20 protein-coding genes are annotated in these 18339 nt (G+C 63.3%); 9 read left to right on the top strand and 11 right to left on the bottom strand.

The features are described from left to right. Positions 1-133: 133 nt before the first annotated feature. Positions 134-1522: a sigma-54 dependent transcriptional regulator gene (locus ELX51_RS03075; protein WP_127752128.1), complete on the top strand. Its 1389-nt coding sequence runs from the start codon at positions 134-136 to the stop codon at positions 1520-1522. Positions 1523-1587: 65 nt separating this feature from the next. After that, on the top strand, positions 1588-2133 hold the full coding sequence (locus ELX51_RS03070) for a dihydrofolate reductase family protein (RefSeq protein ID WP_127752127.1): 546 nt from the start codon (positions 1588-1590) through the stop codon (positions 2131-2133). Here ELX51_RS03070 and ELX51_RS03065 read toward each other — a convergent pair. From ELX51_RS03065 to ELX51_RS03055, 3 genes are all read right to left on the bottom strand, one after another. Beyond that, positions 2130-3095 carry a DMT family transporter gene (locus ELX51_RS03065; protein WP_282567572.1) on the bottom strand — a complete coding sequence of 322 codons (966 nt, stop codon included), beginning with the start codon at positions 3093-3095 and terminating at the stop codon, positions 2130-2132. The two genes, ELX51_RS03070 and ELX51_RS03065, sit on opposite strands and share 4 nt — an antisense overlap. A gap of 21 nt (positions 3096-3116) precedes the next feature. Next, positions 3117-3314, bottom strand: a complete 198-nt coding sequence (locus ELX51_RS03060) for a hypothetical protein (RefSeq protein WP_127752126.1) — start codon at positions 3312-3314, stop codon at positions 3117-3119. A gap of 61 nt (positions 3315-3375) precedes the next feature. Further along, positions 3376-3738 carry a DUF427 domain-containing protein gene (locus ELX51_RS03055; protein WP_127752125.1) on the bottom strand — a complete coding sequence of 121 codons (363 nt, stop codon included), beginning with the start codon at positions 3736-3738 and terminating at the stop codon, positions 3376-3378. A 184-nt stretch (positions 3739-3922) separates the two neighbouring features. On the opposite strand from ELX51_RS03055, the gene groES reads away from it, so the two are divergent. The 3 genes from groES to ELX51_RS03040 all read left to right on the top strand — a co-directional run bounded on the left by groES (position 3923) and on the right by ELX51_RS03040 (position 6306). Next, the gene (gene groES, locus ELX51_RS03050) at positions 3923-4213 is read left to right on the top strand and encodes a co-chaperone GroES (RefSeq protein ID WP_127752124.1); all 291 of its coding nucleotides are present in this window, start codon (positions 3923-3925) and stop codon (positions 4211-4213) included. 71 nt (positions 4214-4284) lie between these two features. After that, complete coding sequence (groL, locus tag ELX51_RS03045) at positions 4285-5925, top strand: chaperonin GroEL (protein ID WP_127752123.1); 1641 nt, start codon at positions 4285-4287, stop codon at positions 5923-5925. Between the two features lie 138 nt (positions 5926-6063). Then, positions 6064-6306, top strand: a complete 243-nt coding sequence (locus ELX51_RS03040) for a BrnA antitoxin family protein (protein ID WP_127752122.1) — start codon at positions 6064-6066, stop codon at positions 6304-6306. A gap of 3 nt (positions 6307-6309) precedes the next feature. On the opposite strand, the gene ELX51_RS03035 is transcribed toward ELX51_RS03040, so the two are convergent. The 6 genes from ELX51_RS03035 to ELX51_RS03010 all read right to left on the bottom strand — a co-directional run bounded on the left by ELX51_RS03035 (position 6310) and on the right by ELX51_RS03010 (position 11854). After that, positions 6310-7062 carry a TSUP family transporter gene (locus ELX51_RS03035; protein ID WP_248305231.1) on the bottom strand — a complete coding sequence of 251 codons (753 nt, stop codon included), beginning with the start codon at positions 7060-7062 and terminating at the stop codon, positions 6310-6312. A gap of 86 nt (positions 7063-7148) precedes the next feature. After that, positions 7149-7856, bottom strand: coding sequence for an ATP phosphoribosyltransferase (gene hisG, locus ELX51_RS03030; protein ID WP_127752121.1), 708 nt, complete (start codon positions 7854-7856; stop codon positions 7149-7151). Further along, the gene (locus tag ELX51_RS03025; RefSeq protein ID WP_127752120.1) at positions 7853-8917 is read right to left on the bottom strand and encodes an ATP phosphoribosyltransferase regulatory subunit; all 1065 of its coding nucleotides are present in this window, start codon (positions 8915-8917) and stop codon (positions 7853-7855) included. Before ELX51_RS03025 ends, hisG begins: the two co-directional genes overlap by 4 nt. Positions 8918-9053: 136 nt before the next feature. Beyond that, complete coding sequence (gene hisS / locus ELX51_RS03020; protein ID WP_127752119.1) at positions 9054-10550, bottom strand: histidine--tRNA ligase; 1497 nt, start codon at positions 10548-10550, stop codon at positions 9054-9056. Between the two features lie 90 nt (positions 10551-10640). After that, positions 10641-10898 carry a hypothetical protein gene (locus tag ELX51_RS03015; protein WP_127752118.1) on the bottom strand — a complete coding sequence of 86 codons (258 nt, stop codon included), beginning with the start codon at positions 10896-10898 and terminating at the stop codon, positions 10641-10643. A 311-nt stretch (positions 10899-11209) separates the two neighbouring features. Then, a complete protein-coding gene (locus tag ELX51_RS03010; protein WP_127755156.1) occupies positions 11210-11854 on the bottom strand; it encodes a DNA-3-methyladenine glycosylase I in 645 nt (214 codons plus the stop codon). 140 nt (positions 11855-11994) lie between these two features. Here ELX51_RS03010 and ELX51_RS03005 point away from each other — a divergent pair, with 140 nt between their 5' ends. Both ELX51_RS03005 and ELX51_RS03000 read left to right on the top strand, forming a co-directional pair. After that, positions 11995-12606 carry a L,D-transpeptidase gene (locus tag ELX51_RS03005; protein ID WP_127752117.1) on the top strand — a complete coding sequence of 204 codons (612 nt, stop codon included), beginning with the start codon at positions 11995-11997 and terminating at the stop codon, positions 12604-12606. 66 nt (positions 12607-12672) lie between these two features. Next, entirely contained in the window at positions 12673-14517 is a 1845-nt protein-coding gene (locus tag ELX51_RS03000) for a pilus assembly protein TadG-related protein (protein WP_164854732.1), read from the top strand. A gap of 85 nt (positions 14518-14602) precedes the next feature. On the opposite strand, the gene ELX51_RS02995 is transcribed toward ELX51_RS03000, so the two are convergent. Then, a complete protein-coding gene (locus ELX51_RS02995) occupies positions 14603-15121 on the bottom strand; it encodes a hypothetical protein (protein ID WP_127752115.1) in 519 nt (172 codons plus the stop codon). 151 nt (positions 15122-15272) lie between these two features. Between ELX51_RS02995 and ELX51_RS19910 the strand changes: the two genes are divergently transcribed. Beyond that, positions 15273-16571, top strand: coding sequence for a FecR family protein (locus ELX51_RS19910; protein ID WP_164854731.1), 1299 nt, complete (start codon positions 15273-15275; stop codon positions 16569-16571). Between the two features lie 65 nt (positions 16572-16636). On the opposite strand, the gene ELX51_RS02980 is transcribed toward ELX51_RS19910, so the two are convergent. After that, the gene (locus ELX51_RS02980) at positions 16637-17662 is read right to left on the bottom strand and encodes an SDR family oxidoreductase (protein WP_127752114.1); all 1026 of its coding nucleotides are present in this window, start codon (positions 17660-17662) and stop codon (positions 16637-16639) included. Between the two features lie 274 nt (positions 17663-17936). On the opposite strand from ELX51_RS02980, the gene ELX51_RS02975 reads away from it, so the two are divergent. Continuing rightward, positions 17937-18164: a DUF2798 domain-containing protein gene (locus ELX51_RS02975; RefSeq protein ID WP_127752113.1), complete on the top strand. Its 228-nt coding sequence runs from the start codon at positions 17937-17939 to the stop codon at positions 18162-18164. Positions 18165-18339 lie beyond the last annotated feature (175 nt).

Genomic DNA, 18339 nt, shown 5'->3' with positions numbered 1-18339 from the left:
ATGCGATCCCCTAACGGGCGCCGGGATTCGGCCCCAATGTTCTTAGCATCGCCCCGGCCCGGGCTGGAACGGAATATTTACCCTGTTGGAGAACAATCGGCGCGCGTCGAACTATACCAAAGGCAAAGCCGCAATGGCGACAAACACTGGGGGACCCCTGGCAGTGCCGGGCCGGCTGCTCCTGATCGAGCGTGATCAGCGATCGGTGCGGCACCTCAAAGAAGCTCTCTCGGGGCAATTGCAGCCAGCGCCACAGCTTGCCCTGGCGGCCTGCGGCCGGACCGGGGCGGAAACCTTGCGGCGCGAAGCCTTTGACCTGGTGCTGGTGGATCTCGGAAGCCTCGAAGATCCCGGCACTGACGAGGCGATGGCGCGACTGGTCAAACTGGCCGATGGCGCGCTGGTGATTGCCCTGTCTGATGGTGGTTCGGTGTCGGCATCGCTGGTGGCGATGCGGGCTGGGGCGCATGATTGCCTGACCAAGCCGGTTGACGGGGCGACGCTGTTGACGCGAATCGGCGAGTTGGCACAGCGCCACGGCAAGGCCAGTGCCCTTTTGGGTGAGCCCGCCCTGCCCCCGCCCTCGGCCGATTTTGCTGGCTTTGTGGGTGGCTCAGGGGCGATGCAGGCCGTTTACGATCAGATCATGCGGATCGCGTCTTCCCCCGCCCCGGTGTTCATCACCGGAGAAAGCGGCACCGGCAAGAATTTGTGCGCCGAGGCGCTGCATGGCAGCAGCCCGCGCGCTGGCCGCCCCATGGTCGTGGTGAACTGCGCGGCAGCCGACGCTGATTCCCTGGCACGCGAATTGTTCGGCGCCGGCTCGGATGGCGTGGGCGCGGCGCGGCGGGCGGATGGCGGCACGCTGTTTCTTGACGAAGTTGCGCAACTCGACCCCGAACTGCAGGCCAAGCTGCTGCACCTGTTGCAGACCGGCCGGATCACTGGCGAGGGCGAGGTGCCAACCAACGCGCTCGATATACGAGTGGTTTGCGCCACCAAGGAGCCGCTGACGCAGCTGATCGAAACCCGGCAATTGCGCGAAGACCTGTTTTACCGGCTGCATGTGTTGCCGATCCACCTGCCGCCGCTGCGGCAACGGCCAAGCGACGTGTTGCCCCTCGCCCGCCATTTCCTTGAGCGGTTCGGGCGCGAGCAGGGCAAGCAGTTCTCCGGGTTTTCGCCCGAGGCGGTTGCGGTCCTGGGCGGATCGGAATGGCCCGGCAATGTGCGGCAGCTCGAGAACCTGATGCGGCGCATCGCCGTGCTCGCCGATGGCGGCGAGGTGAGTGCGGCCATGGTGGCTTCGAGCGCTGCAGTGGGCGAACTGGGGCCCGGCGGCAATCGGGCCGAGCGCCGTTCGCCGGTGCGGCCAATGTGGGAGCAGGAACAGCGCATCATCGAGGATGCCATTGCCAGCTTTGGCGGCAATATCTCGCTGGCGGCAGCGGCCCTGGAGATCAGCCCCTCGACCATCTACCGCAAGCGCCAGGGCTGGGCTGGGCTGGAGGTGGCCAGCTAGCCTGCTGCCAGGGTTTGACAGGGCACGGATTTAGATCAAGCCCGGTTAAGCAATGGAGGTGAGTTGTGACCACTGGTCATGTGTTTATCGGCACCAGCCTGGATGGCTTTATCGCGCGCAAGAATGACGACATCGCCTGGCTGACGGATTACCCGACGCTTGGCGAGGATCACGGTTTCAACGCCCATATGGAACGAGTGGATGGGGTGATCATGGGGCGCGGCACCTATGAGGTGATCAAGCATTTCCGGCCGTGGTTTTATTCCAAGCCCGTGCTGGTGCTGAGCGGCAGCATCACCCAGACCGATGTGCCCGAGGAGATTGCCGACAAGGTCGAGATTGTGGATGCAACGCCCGAGGAGGCGATGCAACTGGTCGCGGGCCGGGGCTGGCGCGCGGCTTATGTGGATGGCGGCAAACTGATCCAGGCGTTTTTGCGCGCCGGGCTGATCGAGGATCTGGTGATCAGCCGCATTCCGGTGTTGATCGGCGAGGGCATTCCCCTGTTCGGGCCGCTCGAGGCCGACCTGGTGCTCGAGCATGTGGAAACCCGGGCCTTTCCATCGGGCCTGGTGCAATCGCGCTATCGCGTCCCCGGCAATGCGGCCTAGAGGCTGCTGGCCTGGCGGGCCTTGTTCCGATCAAGCCCCAGGCGGTGCTCGCGGAAGATGATGAAGATGCCCGAAGCGATCACGATCGCAGCGCCGCCCAGCATGGGCAGCGTCGGGATGTCGCCGAAAGCGACAAAACCCACCGCCAGGCCGAGCAGCAGCGAGGTATATTCGAACGGAGCGATCACCGACATTTCGGCATGGCGATAGCTGGCGGTGAGGAGGATCTGCCCAACACCCCCGGCAATGCCGGCCAGGACGAGGATCACGGTCTGCTCCAGCGTGGGCCAAACCCAGCCGAACGGCAGGGTCAACAGCGACAGCACCGAGCCGGTGATGAAGAAATACAGCACGATGGTTTCGGTGCGCTCGGTTTGCACGAGGCGGCGCACCTGCATCATGGCAAAGGCCGAAAAGATGGCAGCAAGCAGCGCGGCGAGCGCGCCCAGGGTTTCGCCGGTGCCCATGGCGGTTTGCCCGCTCAGGATGGTGAGCCGCGGCCAAAGCATGATGATCACGCCGACCAGGCCCACGATCACCGCCGTCCAGCGGTAAAGCTGCACCCGCTCCTTGAGCAGCACGGCGCCCAACACCACCACGACCAACGGCGCGGCATAGCCAATGGCAATGGCCTCGGGCAGCGGCAGCATGGTCAGCCCGTAAAAGCTCAGGCCCATGGAGGCGATGCCGATGAGGCCACGCAGCACATGGCCGAACGGATTGTTGGTGTGCAGGCCGAAACGCAGATTGCCCTGCCAGGCGAGATAAACCAGCACCGGCACGATGGCGAAAAAGCAGCGGTAGAACACGAGTTCGCCCGCGGGGATGTTCTCGGCCGCCTTGATCAGGGCCGACATCGCCACGAAAACGCAGACCGAAGCAACCTTGAGGGTGATGCCGCGTAGCGGAGCAACCGTGGCAGGTGGAGAAAAAGCCGGGTTGGCCCCGCCGGAAAGTGTCACTTGCGTCTCGTTTGCGCTGGCTTAGTTGGCAGCGGCTTTTTCGAGTTTTTCCTTGGCCTGGCGGGCGGTGGCGAAGGCCTTGTGTTCGGGGCCCATGGCGCTGCCGGATTTGACAACGGCGCCGGCGGCATCGAGCAGTTCCCATTGCCAATTGGCGTTCTGGCCACTGCCGCCCTTGAGGCGCAGGCGGATCTGGAGGGGTTGAGCTGGTGTGTTCATGGCTTCCCTTATGCCCCAAGCCCTGGGGCGATGAAAGCCCCAAGGCAACCCGCAATGGCGGTTAAACCGCTGTGCGGCGATATTCGATCTTGTCGCCCCAGAAGGCGATCATATCGCGGATGGGCTCCACCAGTGGACAAGGATCGGGATAATACCAGGCAGCATCCTCGGCAGTCGCCGTCAGGGTCTTGATGGTGTAGTAGGAGGCCTCGCCCTTATAGGGGCAGGTGGTGTGGGTATCGGTTGCTTCGAGAATGCCGGGCTGGATGTCCTCGCGCGGCAGGTAAATGCGCAGCGGGGAGCCGGGCTCATCGACTTCCAGCGCCCGGATGGAATCGGCAATTTCCGCATCATCGAAGATGACATGGACGCGGCCTTCGGCCGGCCGGATCTTGATGTCCTTATCAAGACATTGAACGGTCATGATCTCGTGCCTTTCTAGCTGTGCGTATCGGTGCTCAACGCATCATCCCCGCCCGGGGTTCACCCTGCCCCGGCTTGACTCGGATGCGCCCCCTGCATATATCAGCGACACCCTGTTAGCACTCTCACTCGGTGAGTGCCAAAGGGCGCGAATTTGCAGTCCCGATGATGCTATAGGAGCAATCATGAGCTTCCGTCCCCTCCACGACCGCGTGGTCGTCCGCCGTCTCGACAGCGAGGAAAAGACTAAAGGCGGGATCATCATTCCCGACACCGCCAAGGAAAAGCCCTCCGAAGGCGTTATTGTTGCAGTTGGCCCAGGTGCCCGCGATGACAGCGGCAAGGTTGTGGCGCTGGACGTCAAGGCCGGCGACCGCGTGCTGTTTGGCAAGTGGAGCGGCACCGAAGTCAAGGTCGACGGTGAAGACCTGCTGATCATGAAAGAATCCGACATCATGGGCATCGTCGAAGCGTAAGGCTATTTGCTCGGTCAAATAGCCCGCTTCCCCTGCCCTTTTCCCTGTCTGCACTTTAAGGAGCGCCTCACATGGCAGCTAAAGAAGTAAAGTTCTCCACCGACGCGCGCGACAAGATGCTGCGTGGCGTCAACATCCTGGCCAATGCGGTCAAGGTGACCCTGGGCCCCAAGGGTCGTAACGTCGTTATCGAAAAGTCGTTCGGTGCTCCGCGCATCACCAAGGACGGCGTGACCGTTGCCAAGGAAATCGAACTGGAAGACAAGTTCGAGAACCTGGGCGCGCAGCTGCTGCGTTCGGTCGCCTCCAAGACCAACGATATCGCCGGCGACGGCACCACCACCGCGACCGTTTTGGGTCAGGCCATTGTTGTTGAAGGCGTCAAGGCTGTTGCCGCCGGCTTCAACCCAATGGATCTGAAGCGCGGCATCGACATGGCCGTGGAAGAAGTCGTGGCTTCGCTCAAGGCCGCTTCGTCCAAGATCAAGTCGTCGTCCGAAGTCGCCCAGGTCGGCACCATTTCCGCCAATGGCGAATCGTCCATCGGCGACATGATTGCCGAAGCCATGCAGAAGGTCGGCAACGAGGGTGTGATCACCGTCGAGGAAGCCAAGACTGCCGAGACCGAGCTCGATGTCGTTGAAGGCATGCAGTTCGACCGTGGCTATCTCAGCCCCTATTTCGTGACCAATGCCGAGAAGATGACTGCCGTTCTGGAAGATCCCGTGATCCTCCTGCACGAAAAGAAGCTCTCGAACCTGCAGGCTATCCTGCCGATCCTCGAGTCGGTTGTGCAGAGCCAGCGCCCGCTGCTGATCATTGCCGAAGACATTGAAGGTGAGGCTCTCGCGACCCTCGTCGTCAACCGTCTGCGCGGTGGTCTCAAGGTTGCTGCCGTCAAGGCTCCGGGCTTTGGCGACCGCCGCAAGGCAATGCTCGAAGACATCGCCATCCTGACCGGTGGCCAAGTGATCTCCGAAGATCTCGGCATCAAGCTCGAGAACGTGACCATCGACATGCTGGGCACTGCCAAGCGCGTTGAGATCACCAAGGAAAACACCACGATCGTTGATGGTGCCGGCACCCAGGAAGACATCCAGGGTCGCGTTGGCCAGATCAAGGCGCAGATCGAGGAAACCACCTCGGACTACGACAAGGAAAAGCTGCAGGAACGCCTGGCCAAGCTCGCTGGCGGTGTTGCCGTGATCCGCGTCGGCGGCTCCACGGAAGTGGAAGTCAAGGAGCGCAAGGACCGCGTTGACGACGCTCTCAACGCTACCCGCGCTGCCGTTGAAGAAGGCATTGTTGCTGGTGGTGGCGTGGCACTGCTGCGCGCTTCTAACGCAATGACCGTCAAGGGCATCAACGCCGACCAGGACGCTGGTATCGCCATCGTCAAGCGCGCTCTGCAGGAGCCCGTACGCACCATTGCCAATAACGCCGGTGCCGAAGGCTCCGTGGTTGTGGGCAAGATCCTCGAGAACTCCTCGCTCACCTTCGGCTACAACGCCGCAACCGGCGAGTATGGCGATCTGGTGCAGCTGGGCGTTATCGACCCGGTCAAGGTGGTTCGCACCGCCCTGCAGGACGCAGCTTCGGTTGCTTCGCTGCTGATCACCACCGAAGCCCTGATCGTCGAGGCTCCCAAGGACGCAGCACCGGCAATGCCGGGCGGCGGCGGCATGGGCGGCATGGGCGGCATGGACTTCTAGTCCAGCCATTCAGGCAAAAAATTCAGGATCGTTTCTTCCCAGTCACGATCTTGGTTGGAAAGGCGCAGTGGAAACACTGCGCCTTTTTCTTGCGCCGATCCCGCGCTAGAGTGAGGGCTCTCAACCCACGAGGATTGCATGCGGACGCCACGACGCGGAAGCGCTTACGACCAGGCGGAAGCCGCCTTCAAGAGCGCCACGAGCAAACCAGCTGCACCTGCGGCACCCGCCAAGGCGGCAACGCCACCGGCTGGCAAGGAACTGGTGTCGCTGCGGCTCGACCGGGCGGTGCTGGAGCATTTCCAGGAGGATGGGCCGGGCTGGCAGGAGCGCATCAACGCCGCGCTGCGCCAGGCCGCCGGGCTGGAGCCCGAGGACTAGGTCTTAGCGGAAGATCAGCAGGCGCAGGGCGAGGATGATCGAGACGACCACCACCAGCGGGCGGATGATCTTGGCCCCGAACCGGATGCCGATGCGCGCGCCGGCATAGCCGCCCACCACTTGGCCAACCGACATGGCGATGGCGGCTGGCCAGACCACGTCCCCGGCGATGATGAAGATGATCAGGGCCGAAAGGTTTGAGGTCAGGTTGAGGATCTTGGTGTTGCCGGCAGCGCGGGTGATGCCGAGCCCGAACAGCATCACAAAGCCGATGGTGAAGAACGAGCCAGTGCCCGGACCGAACACCCCATCGTAAAAGCCGAGCACAAAGCCCATCAGCGGCACGAAAAGCTCAAAGCGCAGGCGCGGCGCGCGGTCGAGGTCGGACAAGTTGGGGGCGAAAAGGAAATACAGCGCCACCCCGATCAGCGCCACCGGCACCGCGACATCTAGTAGGGTCACGTCGATCTGCTTGACCACGAGAGCGCCAACAAGGCTGCCGGCATAGGTGGTGAAGAGTGACGGGACCAGCTTGCGCAGGGTGACAAAGCCGCGCCGCCAATAGGTCAGCGCCGCAAGGCTCGTTCCCACCACCCCCTGCAGCTTGTTGGTCGCGAGCGCGGCCACGGGCGGCACGCCGGCCGAAAGCAGCGCGGGCAGCGAGATCATGCCCCCTCCCCCGGCGATGGCGTCAACAAAGCCGGCCAGCATGCCAGCGCCAGCGAGCGCCAGCAGCACAAGGGGATCGAGCAGCATATCAGGGTCCGGGGGTTAGGCGGCGGGCGGAAGAGTCGGCACTTGGCTTAGCCGCCAATGGGGAGGGCTGGCAATGGGGCGCAGCGCTAGAAGTCGGCGGCGGCCCCTAACGTGCCCAATATGTTCTCGAGCGCCACGCGACGCTCGGGCGTCCAATCGGCGCCACGCGACACAAACAAGCAGGCCTGGCTGCGCAACATCACGCCGTCTTCCAATACGCGCAGGCCGTTGGCGGCAAGGGTCGAGCCGGTACTGGTGATATCGACGATGATATCGGCTACGCCCGAAGCGGGCGCGGCTTCAGTGGCCCCGAGGCTTTCGACCGTCCGGTATTCGGCAATGCCGGCGCGGGCGAAATGCTGGCGGGTGACGGTGATATATTTGGTGGCAATGCGCAGCCAACGGCCGTGGCGGGAGCGGAAGTCGGAAGCGACATCGGCCAGATCATGGAGATGGGTGACATCGATCCAGCTATCGGGCACGGCGACCACCACATCGGCATTGCCAAAACCCAGCTCGGCCGCAACCGCAACGGCGGCCGGCCCGACTTCGCTGGTTTCGTGGATCAGGTCGAGCCCGGTGACGCCCAGATCGATGGTGCCGCGGATCAATTCGCGCGCAATCTCGGCCGCGGGGTAAAAGCGCACGGTGATCTCGGGGTGTCCGTCCACTGCGCCCAGATAAGAGCGCGCGCCGCCGGGGCGGGTGATCTCGAGGCCGCGGGCGGCGAACCAGTCGCGGGTTTGCTCTTCAAGACGCCCTTTGGAGGGCACGGCAAGGGTAAGGCCGGTCATTGCGCTAACTCGGCCTCCAAACGATCAACCCACACGGCGCAGCCGGAGGCGGCGATGGGCGCCGTAGCGCCAAGGCGCTCGAGCAGCCGATCATATTGCCCGCCCGACACCAGGACGGCGCCGCCGGGACCGCGCATCTCGAAAACAATGCCCGTGTAATAATCGAGCCGGGGCGAGAAGCTGGCGTCAAAGCTCACATGCGCTTCGCCCAGATTGTCGAGATGCCGGCGAATAGTGCGAATGGGGGCGCCCAGCATCAGCCGGTGCCGCGCCGCCAGCGCTTCGAGCCGGGTCAGCGCCTGCAATACGGGGCCGGAAATGGCGAGATAGTCCCGCAGCAGCGCCAGGGTTGCGGGGGGCACATGGGCGGCATCAAGCGCCTGCTGCTCGAGATAGCGGTCGGCGATTTCGGTGGGGGTGCGTCCTTCCGACAGGCTGAGGCCCGCCGCCACCATGTTTTCGGTAATCTCGCCGATCAGCGCTTCGCGCGTGGGCTGCTCGGCGCGGGGAGCGTCGGGGGCGGCTTCCAGCCGGCTCAGCAGCCGAGCCATCGCCTCGGTGTGGCCGAAGCGGTGGCGGATGCGGGGGCGCCAAGGCGCGGGCATATCCGCCTGGGCCAACAGGGCCTCGAACAAGCCAACGCCACCCAGCCGGATATGCGGGCGCACGCCATAAAGGTCGAGCGCGGCGCGGGCAAAGGTCAGCACCTGATCGAGGGCCACATCGCCATTGGGCTGCGCGACGAGTTCAAGCCCCGCCTGGTCGAATTCGGCGGGAACGCCCTCTCGCTGGCGGAAAATCGGACCCAAATAGGAAAAAGCGGCCGGCTCACCGGCGCCATTGGCGATGTAATCGGCCACGATGGGCAGGGTGAAATCGGGGCGCAGGCAGTATTCCGCACTGCTGGCGCCCGAGGTCAGCAACAAGCGGCGCCCGAATTCCTCGCCGGCCAGGTCGAAATAGGGATCAGCCGGCAGCAGCAGGGGCGGCGCGGCCCGGGTGGCGCCCTGAGCCTCCACCAGGGATTCGAGCTGGGCGCGGCGGTAAGCGGCGTGCGTCATGCGACCGCTCCGGATCGAGGATAAGCCGGGCTGGGTAATTCACTGAATGACCCCCTCCCCGGCCCTCCCCTCAAGGGGGAGGGAGGGCAGGAGCCTTGAGCTCCTGGTGTGCTTTCCGATCCGATCAGGGCCCCGGTCATTGCTCGCTCAGCAGCTGCTGGATGGCCGATACCAGGTCTTCGCGCTTGATCTCGAACTGGCCGGGGCGCGCGGCCTTCCATTCGGCATTGTCGGTGATGGCGGCGGCGGCCTGCTTGCCGGCCACGAGATCCTTGACCTGCAAAATGCCCCCTTCGCGCTCAAGCGAGCCTTCGATGATCACGGCAGGGGAATTGCGCTTGTCGGCATAGGCGACCTGCTTGCCGAAATTCTTGGTGTTGCCCAAAAACATTTCGGCGCGAATGCCGGCCGCGCGCAGCTCGGACACCATCGCGGCGTAGCCGGCGGTCTGGTCCTTGTCCATCACCAGCACGACAACCGGGCCAACCGGCTCGGCTGCCTTGAGATTGCCGGTGAGCTTAAGGGCATTGGCCAGGCGCGACACGCCAACGGAGAAGCCGGTGGCCGGAACGGGCTCACGCCGGAAGCGGGACACGAGGCCATCATAGCGCCCGCCGCCCCCTACCGAGCCGAACACCACGTCCTGACCCTTTTCGTTCTGCACCTTGAAGGTGAGTTCGATCTCGAAAACTGGACCGGTGTAATATTCGAGGCCGCGCACGACGGAGGGGTCGAGCACGACGCGGCCGCCAAAACCAGCGGCGCTGACCAAGCCAAAGATCGATGCCAATTCCTGCACGCCCTCAAGCCCGGTTGCCGAGCCGCCGATCAGGCCGGCAAGATTGTTGATGGTGGCGATGACATGGGCATTGCTGCCCTTTTCCACGCCCGGCGCGGGAGTGCCGCTTTCGAGATAGCCCAAGATGGGCTCGATCTGTTCGGCCGACAGGCCAGCGCCCTTGGTGAAGTCGCCGCTTTCATCCTTGCGACCCGCGCCCAGGAGCAGCTTGACGCCCTGCGTGCCAAATTTGTCGAGCTTGTCGATGGCGCGCAGCACGATGAGCTTTTGCTCTTCGGTGGCAACGCCGGCGGTCGCCAGCACGCCATCGAGCACCTTGCGGTTGTTGACGCGCACCACATACTGGTTCTGCAGGCCGAGTGCATCCATGACATCGGCCATCATCATGCACATTTCGGCGTCCGCCTCGGGGCCGGCGGCCCCAACGGTATCGGCATCGAACTGCATGAACTGGCGGAAGCGGCCGGGGCCTGGCTTTTCGTTGCGGAACACATAACCCTGCCGATAGGAGCGATAGGGCTTGGGCAGGGTTTCGAAATTCTCGGCGAAGTGGCGGGCGAGCGGCGCAGTCAGGTCATAACGCAGGCTCAGCCACTGCTCGTCATCGTCCTGGAGCGAAAACACGCCGGCATTGGGCCGGTCGGTATCGGGCAGGAATTTGCCGAGGGTTTCGGTGTATTCAAGCAGCGGCGTTTCCACCGGATCAAAGCCATAGCGCTCATAGACCTGGCGGATGGTTTGCACCATGGCATCAACGGCCGCGATCTCGCCGGACGTGCGGTCTTCAAAGCCGCGCGGCAGGCGCGGAGCGATCAGCTTGGCTTTTTGGGTCATTGGGCGGTCCTGGGGCACGCGTCGTCCTTAGCGGATCGGCCAAGGGGTGACAACAGGGGTGGGCCGGGTCAATCCAGCCCACCCCTGCCCTCACAAGGGCGGCGGCGGCGTGGGACCGCCACCATGAGGATTGATCGGCACGTCAAGCCAGTGCGCGGGCTCCGACACGGGCCCTAGCCCGATATCGGCCCGCAGGTAAGCGGGCAGGTCTGGAGGCAGGCGTGGCCGGCTCCAATAAGCGCGCAGCGCCGCGATGAGCACGGGGACGAGGCCGCGCTGCTGCACGGCATCGGCGATGGAATATTCAACGCGCAGCACAATGCTGCGCCCGTCAAACTGATGTGACATGGCAGTTCTGGACGCGATTAGGCGCCGGCCTTCTGTTGGATGGTGGTGATGAGCGGAATCCTGGCCGCAAACGACCCGATTTACGCGCATCACCGATGTGGAGGCTGGATGATGTCCAGTGGCACGAGTGCCGGCAGGGGGGAAACGGAGGGCTTAGCCTCGGTGTCGGAGCTGCATGGAATTCATTCGGCGGCGTAGGCGGATGCAAACTGTCATTGCTGGTGCCTCCCGAATGGCGTTGCTGGACCCCGCTCGTGTAGCTCACGAGCTCGCGAGGAGCAAGCGGGAATGCGGCAGGTTGTCGCAGAAGGTCAGGGCTGTTGCGCCCGAGCAACAAGCAGGCTGGGGCGCACCAGGCTTGCCCGCGCGGCCTCGACTTCGGCACGGCAAAAGCAAGTGTGGACGTGATCATTAACGAGGCCCATGGCCTGCATGAAGGCGTAGCAGGTGGTCGGGCCGACAAAGTTGAAGCCGCGCTTGCGGAGGTCCTTGGACAAGGCGCGCGACGCATCGGTTTGCGCAACGAGACGCAAGGCGTCCCAACTCAGGTCGGTGGGACGCTGGTCGGGGGCTGGCTCGAAGCGCCAGAAATAGGCGGCGAGCGAGCCGAACTCCTCGATCAGTTGCAAGGCGCAGCGGGCATTGTTAACCGTGGCGTTGATCTTGCCACGGTGGCGGATGATGCCGGGGTCAAGCAGCAGGGTTTCCAGGTCTTCGAGCGTCATCGCCGCAACGCGGGCGATGTCGAAATCATGGAACACCGCGCGAAAACGCTCGCGTTTGCGCAGGATGGTGATCCAGGACAGGCCGGATTGGAAGCCCTCCAGGCAGATCTTTTCAAACAAGCGCCGGTCATCGGTGACGGGGCGGCCCCACTCGGCATCGTGGTAATGCTGATAAAGCGGGTCGGCGCCCGCCCACGGACACCGGTTAATCTCCGGCAATGCTTCAGGCATGGTTGTCACAACACGGTTCTTGGTTCAGTTTTAGCCAAAGCGAATTGTGGCAGCTTGGTGGCCATTAACGTTCTGGGTTTATCAGGCTTTGGGTATTTATCGCCATATTGGCCGGCAATAAACGGATTGGAGCTGTTGCTATGGGTTCACCTTACCTCAAAAGCGCCCTGGCGCTGATGCTTTGCCTTTCAGTGTCGCTGCCGGCGCAGGCCCTGCCTCCGGGTTGGCGGTTCCTGCCCCCTCCGGGCGTGACAGGTGGCTACAGCCCACCCCCGGAAGTCGTGATGGTGCGATCCAGCAATCGCATTCCCGCGCAGTTTCAACGCACCGTGGTGCAGGTCACGACCAAGGAGCGCGCCGGGACCATCATCATCGATACCTCCGAGCACTTCCTGTATTACATCCTCGGCGATGGCCAGGCGCTGCGCTATGGCATCGGGGTGGCCAAGAGCGGCTTTGAGTGGCGCGGCACGCACCGGGTGAGCCGCAAGGCAGAATGGCCAAGCTGGACGCCGCCAGCAGCCATGCTCAAGCGCCGGCCAGACCTGCCTCGCCACATGGAAGGGGGCATCAACAACCCGCTGGGCGCCCGCGCCCTTTACCTGGGCTCCACCCTGTATCGCATCCACGGCACCAATGAGCCCTGGACCATCGGGCAGAACGTGTCCTCGGGCTGTATCCGCATGACCAATGACGATGTGGTTGACCTGTATGAGCGGGTGCAGCTGCGCACGAAGGTGATTGTGCTTTAGTAAGGGTTTGTCACGCAAAATGGCGGGGCCTCGCCACCGGGGCCTCTAGCCATGGGTGCGCCCGCCATGCCTCGCTTGCTTTGCCTGCTCCGCAATTTCGGCTCCGACGAGCGCGGGGTCTTTGCCGTGATCTTTGGCTTGATGGCCATTGTGCTGGTGGCCATGGGCGGGGCCGTGGTGGATTATGTGACGCTGGAGCAGACCCGCAACCGCGGCCAGCTGGCCCTCGATGCGGCGGCACTCGCGCTGCAGGGCGAGATCTTCAAGGTTCCGATCAACAGGGCGGATATCGAGACCAAGGCCGAGGCGCTGCTGCTAGAACGCATTGGCGATGCCCGGGTGGAAGCAAGCATCGAGACGGTTCGGACTGATCCGGCGAGCGGCACCCTGTTCTTGCAAGCGCATATCAAAGTGCCCACCGCCTTTGTGCAGCTCGTGGGGGTTCCCTCGCTGGAAGCGCGGATCGTTTCTGAAGCCACCAGGCAGATGCTTGAGCTGGAAGTGGCGATGGTGCTGGATAACTCGGGCTCCATGGGCCAAAGCCGGCGCATGGAATATCTCAAGGAAGCGGCGACCTGTGCCACCAATATCCTGTTTTATGACAAGGTAAACGACGCCTGCGCGCCCCTCGACACCCGCAATCCCGCGCCGAACGTGGCCATCAGCATTGTGCCCTTCACCATCATGGTCAATGTGGGCCCGCAGTTCTCGAATGCGGCCTGGCTCGATTGGTCGGGGCAATCGCCACTTGCAAAGCTGAACTTCGACAGCGACGACGATGACAGCAATGTTTTTACCGGGCTGGTAGACCGCAAGAAGCTGTTTGAGCAAACCAAAGTGCCGTGGCGCGGCTGCGTGGAAGCCCGCCAGGCGCCAAATGACACGACGGATGTGGCACCCAATTCGGCGCAAACCAAGTTCCTGCCGATGTTCTCGCCCGATACCAACCGGTTTGGCGGCAATGATTATCTATCCGACCTTGGCAATTTGAGCATCACTTCGGGGCGCTGCGAGATCAACCAATGCATTCGCACTGTCCGACAGACCGATTGCCGCAGCCTATTTGGCTACGCCTACTGTAACGGAACAACCACAACCACCTACAGTCGCCAGGTAGGCAATACGACCACGGCACCCTCAAGCAGCTGTATCGGCACCAACTGGACCCAAGCGGAGGAAACGCAGAGCGCCATTACCAATGGAGTGATGACGACCGTTTCAACGTTCAGCCCGCTGAGCCGGCGCGAGCTGCAGGAGCGGCTGTGCAAGTACAATGGTACCACGGTGACAGACTCTCGCGGCAGCGGGCCGAACGCCCTCTGCCCGGAAGTTGCTGTTCTGCCCCTCAGTCACTCCCCTGCAGCGGTGCTAAATCGCATCGCGGGAATGCGAGCCGATGGCAGCACCAATATCCAGCAGGGTGCAATGTGGGGGGTGCATGCGCTATCGCCAAGCGAGCCGCTTACAGAGGGACTACTCAATACCAATGCCGCGGTCTCCAAGAACCTGATCATCATGACCGACGGCTCCAATGACCCTGATTGGCTCGCCTATGATAGATCCGACAACGGTACGAATGCCTATATTACCTGGGGCTTTCGCAAGGATGGCCGGCTCGCCGACACCGATGGCATCCCCAATAACGAGAATGAATATGCCGCCTTTAACACTGAGGCGAAGATGATCAGTGCGATGGATGCCAAGACCCTAGCCACTTGTGCAACGGCCAAGGCGGCCGACATGAAGGTGTTTACGATCGGCCTCAGCTCACCCAATGCACAAGCAACCAACGTGCTGACCAATTGCTCCTCTGGGGAGGGATATGCCTATTTTCCCCAGACCCCGGCCGAGCTCAAGGACGTGTTCCGGCGCATCGCCGCGCAGCTGGCGCAGTTGCGGCTGGCCAGATAGGGCTGCTCCCACGAGCTACATGCAAAAATGGCTCGCCGGGGAAGGGAGGCATTTTTCGATCGGGGCCGTGGGTGTGGGACGCGGACTAGAACCGATACGCAAAGCCGAAGGCGGCGAGGTGGCTGGCATCGTCCGACGAGAGATCGGTGCGGTACTCATACTGCCCACGCAGCGAAAAATTGGCGGACAGCGCCAGTTCGGCGCCGGCGCCGAGGCCGGCAAAGGCATCCGTGTCCGAGTTGGTGCCGAGGTCAGCAAGGGCAAAGATCATCAGGGTTTCGCTTGGAAGAAAGCCGGCGCGGGCCAGGGCGAAGAGATCGACGCTGCCGTCGCCAAACCTGGCTATGCCCGCTTCACCGCTCAGGATCAGTTCACCAGCGGCCCAGCTATAGCCGAGAGCGGCGGCGATGCCGCCAGTGGAGTCTGGGCTGACCACGGCCTGACCCAGAACACCGGCGTAAAAGCCGCTCCAGTCGACTGCCACTTCGTACTCGGTCGGCAGCGCCGGCACATCGAGCTGCGCAAAGGCCTCGGCGCCCTGCGCGACGGTTGGAACAGCCGCCAGCGAGATGCAGGCAAGCAGGGCAAGGGTCTTGGGATTCATGCGAAGCGCTCCGGTGATCGACGCACTTGGCACCAAACGTGGTTAACATCGCCTTAAAACATCGCGCGCAGCTGGCCGCCACTTTGCCGAACATCTTAAGGGTTTACTGGTACTCCACTGGCATTATTACCATGAATTCTGGAGTGTTTTCATGCGTTCCCCAAGTTTATCCCGCCGGTTCATGCATACCGGCCTCCTGACTGTTGCCGCCTTTGCTTTGGCCACAAGTGTAAGCTTGGCGGACGATTGGGTCGCCGAGCGGCTGCGCGGCGGGGTGTTCGCGCTTGAAAACGGCCAATGGGTGCAGTTGCAACGCGGCGACGTGGTGCCCGACAACCGACCCATCCAGACCGCTACCGATGGGCGGGTTACCTTTACGCGCGGCAAAGAGCGGCTTGACCTAAGCCCGGGCACCCAGGTTCAGATCTTTGACGCGGCTGCCGGCGCGTTGCCCTATACTACTGTGCGCCAGTATTTCGGCGAAGTTGGCGTGGAAGCCGAAGTGCGCAATGTCGAGCACTTCGCGGTGGAAACACCTTACCTCGCGGCCGTAGTCAAGGGCACCCGCTTTTCCGTGCAAACCAGCGACACCGCATCGCGCGTCGATGTGGAGCGCGGCGAGGTTTCGGTCAGCGACAATGATAGCGGGCAGGTTGCCAGCGTTGCAGCCGGCGAGTCCGCTTCGGTCGGCCCCGAGGTCGGCGAGATCGTCACCCAGCCGACCGCCACTCCATCCAGCGCTCCCGCAGAGCCGCCCAGCATCTCCACAACAGCGAGCGAGTCGAACCCCCAATCAGACGGCGGCACTCAACCCGATCCAGGACGGCCCGGCACGACGCCATCCGACAATAACGGGGGCAGCACCGGCAATGGTGGCGGGAACAACGGGAACAACGGTGCGGGGAACGGCGGCAATGGTGCCGGCAACGGCGGCAATGGTTCTGGCAACAGCGGGAACGGTTCTGGCAACAGCGGCAACGGTGGCAATAACGGAAACGGAAACGGAACCGGAAACGGAAACGGAAACGGAAACGGAAACGGAAACGGAAACGGCGGAGCCGGGAACGGCAACAATGGCAATGGCAATGGCAATGGCAATGGCAATGGCCAGGGTTACGGCAACGGCAACGGCGGAAACAACGGCGGGGGCCAAGGCAACGGTAATGGCGGCCCCGGCAATGGCGGTCCCGGACCAGGCAATAACGGGAACGGCCATGGGAATGGCCCCGACAAGCCTGACAAGGATGATCACGGCAACGGCAAGGGCAATAACGGGAACGGCAACGGTAATGGCGGCAATCCCGGCGGTGCCCCGGGGCCGGGGCCCGGGCCCGGGGCGGGGCCTGGGCACAACCACGATCACGACGACAAGGGGCCTGGCAGAGGCGAAAGCGGCCCTGGCTCCAACAACGGCAACGGGCCCGGTGCCAACAACGGCAAGAAGGATTAATCGCCAGCAAGCAAAAAGCTGCCGGCATCGACAGCTTTTGCCCGCCTTGCCTGGCGGGGAGCGCTTTAGCTGTGCCGGGACTTGCCCCCGCTCCCTTGCAGGGCGCTGAGAACCACCGCGCCCACCAACCCGGCGATCAGCGTGGCAGCCAGGGGATGCTTTTGCGCCGCGAGCAAAGTGCTGTGGCGGCGCACATGGAAGTTTTGGTTGCCCTCGCGCTTGCCGTCCGGACGAGGCTGATAGAGATTGTCGCGCAGGCTTGGGTCGCCCGGCTCCCCGGGCGCAATCTGCAGCGGCCGCCCTACACCCTCCAGCAAACGATCCGTCAAACGCGGTGCCAGCCGTCCGGCCAGCGTAATCAGGAAACCGGCCCCCCCGACATACAACTGGCGCCGCGGATGCTCGGCGGCAAACAGGATCGCGTCCGCGACGAGCTCGGGATCGTAAAGCACCGGCGGCAGGCGCGGGGGCGCATCGAGATAATTGCGGGCATGTTCGGGGAACGGCGTATGAATGGCGCCGGGCTTGATCAGGGTGACCGAAATGGGCGCCCCCTCCTCCTCCAGTTCCATGCGCAGGGCGTCCGTCGCCGCCTGCACGGCGTGTTTGGAGGCTGAATACGGACCCTGCAAGATCATGGTGCGGTCCGACAGCACTGAGCCTAGATTGATGATCGCGCCTCCCTTAGCGCGCAGATGGCGCGCCGCGACCAGCGAGCCCATCAGCACGCCGAAATAGTTCACCTCGAATACCTGGCGATGATCCGCGAGCGTCACCTGTTCCATGGTTCCATAAGTGGCCGCCGCCGCATTGTTGACCCAGGTGTCAAAGCCACCGAAGCTGTCGATGGCCGCTTGCGCGATGCGCTCGGCCGCAGCATCGTCGGCCATATCGGCCGGGCAGATCGCGACCTCCCCTCCCCCAGCTCGCAGGCGGACCGCCACCCGCTCCAGGTCATCGGCACTGCGGGCAGCGAGCACGACTTTGGCGCCGCGGCGCACCGCCTGCTCGGCCGTAGCCAGGCCATTGCCGCTGGTCGCACCGGTGATCACAATCACCTGCTGGCTAAGAGGTTTGAGCTTGGCAGGCATTGTGCACCTTTGAATGGAATGCCAGCTAACGCCCGCGTTCGACCCTGGTTCAGTCAAGAAGCCGCACAAGACGGTGAGCTGGCGGTTTGCGGCCAGGCGCGTTTTGCGGTAAACTTTTCGAGTCGAAAAAATTGTGAGGCCGGTGTGGTTATTCCGGCCCCTGCGCAAGCGGGATACAGTCGCTCCAGCGAACCCACGGCATCAACCCATATCGGGATGGTGCCTGGCGGAAGCGAGCTTTCGTCATGTGCCGTCCTCCTTTGAGAGAACCGCAATGACCGACAAGAAGACCCTCCTCGTAGCCCAGCTCTGCATCACCTTCATGATGGCCCTTTCCATGTCCGGCATCATGGGCTTGCTGGTGATGGGGCCGACCGCCGAGTGGCTGCAGGCCTGGCCACGCCAGTTCATCACCGCCTGGCCCATCGCCTTTGTGCTGACGCTGTTCACCGGCCGCATCGGCTTTGCCATTGCCCATCGCCTGGTTCACCCTACCGCCTGATTGGTTTTCCCTCGAAAAGCCATTTGCTGGGGCAAACAAGGGCGGCGTCAGCCTTGGCTGGCGTCACCCGGCCCTGCCCCGGCAAAGCTTGCCGCTGCCGTGTCGGAATCACCGCCCCGGTAACGTCCTGTGCTTCATAGCGTGGCGGGCCAGAGGAGAAAGGGAGAAGCCGGCA

It is taken from the genome of Devosia sp. 1566, from assembly GCF_004005995.1.
GTDB lineage: Bacteria > Pseudomonadota > Alphaproteobacteria > Rhizobiales > Devosiaceae > Devosia.
This window is presented reverse-complemented; position numbering and strand designations above follow the sequence as displayed.

Coding starts and splice junctions, on each gene's coding strand:
- ELX51_RS03075 (WP_127752128.1), top strand. CDS start 134: ATGGCGACAAACACTGGGGGACCCCTGGCAGTGCCGGGCCGGCTGCTC.
- ELX51_RS03060 (WP_127752126.1), bottom strand. CDS start 3,314: ATGAACACACCAGCTCAACCCCTCCAGATCCGCCTGCGCCTCAAGGGC.
- ELX51_RS03055 (WP_127752125.1), bottom strand. CDS start 3,738: ATGACCGTTCAATGTCTTGATAAGGACATCAAGATCCGGCCGGCCGAA.
- groES (WP_127752124.1), top strand. CDS start 3,923: ATGAGCTTCCGTCCCCTCCACGACCGCGTGGTCGTCCGCCGTCTCGAC.
- groL (WP_127752123.1), top strand. CDS start 4,285: ATGGCAGCTAAAGAAGTAAAGTTCTCCACCGACGCGCGCGACAAGATG.
- ELX51_RS03040 (WP_127752122.1), top strand. CDS start 6,064: ATGCGGACGCCACGACGCGGAAGCGCTTACGACCAGGCGGAAGCCGCC.
- ELX51_RS03035 (WP_248305231.1), bottom strand. CDS start 7,062: ATGCTGCTCGATCCCCTTGTGCTGCTGGCGCTCGCTGGCGCTGGCATG.
- hisG (WP_127752121.1), bottom strand. CDS start 7,856: ATGACCGGCCTTACCCTTGCCGTGCCCTCCAAAGGGCGTCTTGAAGAG.
- ELX51_RS03025 (WP_127752120.1), bottom strand. CDS start 8,917: ATGACGCACGCCGCTTACCGCCGCGCCCAGCTCGAATCCCTGGTGGAG.
- hisS (WP_127752119.1), bottom strand. CDS start 10,550: ATGACCCAAAAAGCCAAGCTGATCGCTCCGCGCCTGCCGCGCGGCTTT.
- ELX51_RS03015 (WP_127752118.1), bottom strand. CDS start 10,898: ATGTCACATCAGTTTGACGGGCGCAGCATTGTGCTGCGCGTTGAATAT.
- ELX51_RS03010 (WP_127755156.1), bottom strand. CDS start 11,854: ATGCCTGAAGCATTGCCGGAGATTAACCGGTGTCCGTGGGCGGGCGCC.
- ELX51_RS03005 (WP_127752117.1), top strand. CDS start 11,995: ATGGGTTCACCTTACCTCAAAAGCGCCCTGGCGCTGATGCTTTGCCTT.
- ELX51_RS03000 (WP_164854732.1), top strand. CDS start 12,673: ATGCCTCGCTTGCTTTGCCTGCTCCGCAATTTCGGCTCCGACGAGCGC.
- ELX51_RS02995 (WP_127752115.1), bottom strand. CDS start 15,121: ATGAATCCCAAGACCCTTGCCCTGCTTGCCTGCATCTCGCTGGCGGCT.
- ELX51_RS19910 (WP_164854731.1), top strand. CDS start 15,273: ATGCGTTCCCCAAGTTTATCCCGCCGGTTCATGCATACCGGCCTCCTG.
- ELX51_RS02980 (WP_127752114.1), bottom strand. CDS start 17,662: ATGCCTGCCAAGCTCAAACCTCTTAGCCAGCAGGTGATTGTGATCACC.
- ELX51_RS02975 (WP_127752113.1), top strand. CDS start 17,937: ATGACCGACAAGAAGACCCTCCTCGTAGCCCAGCTCTGCATCACCTTC.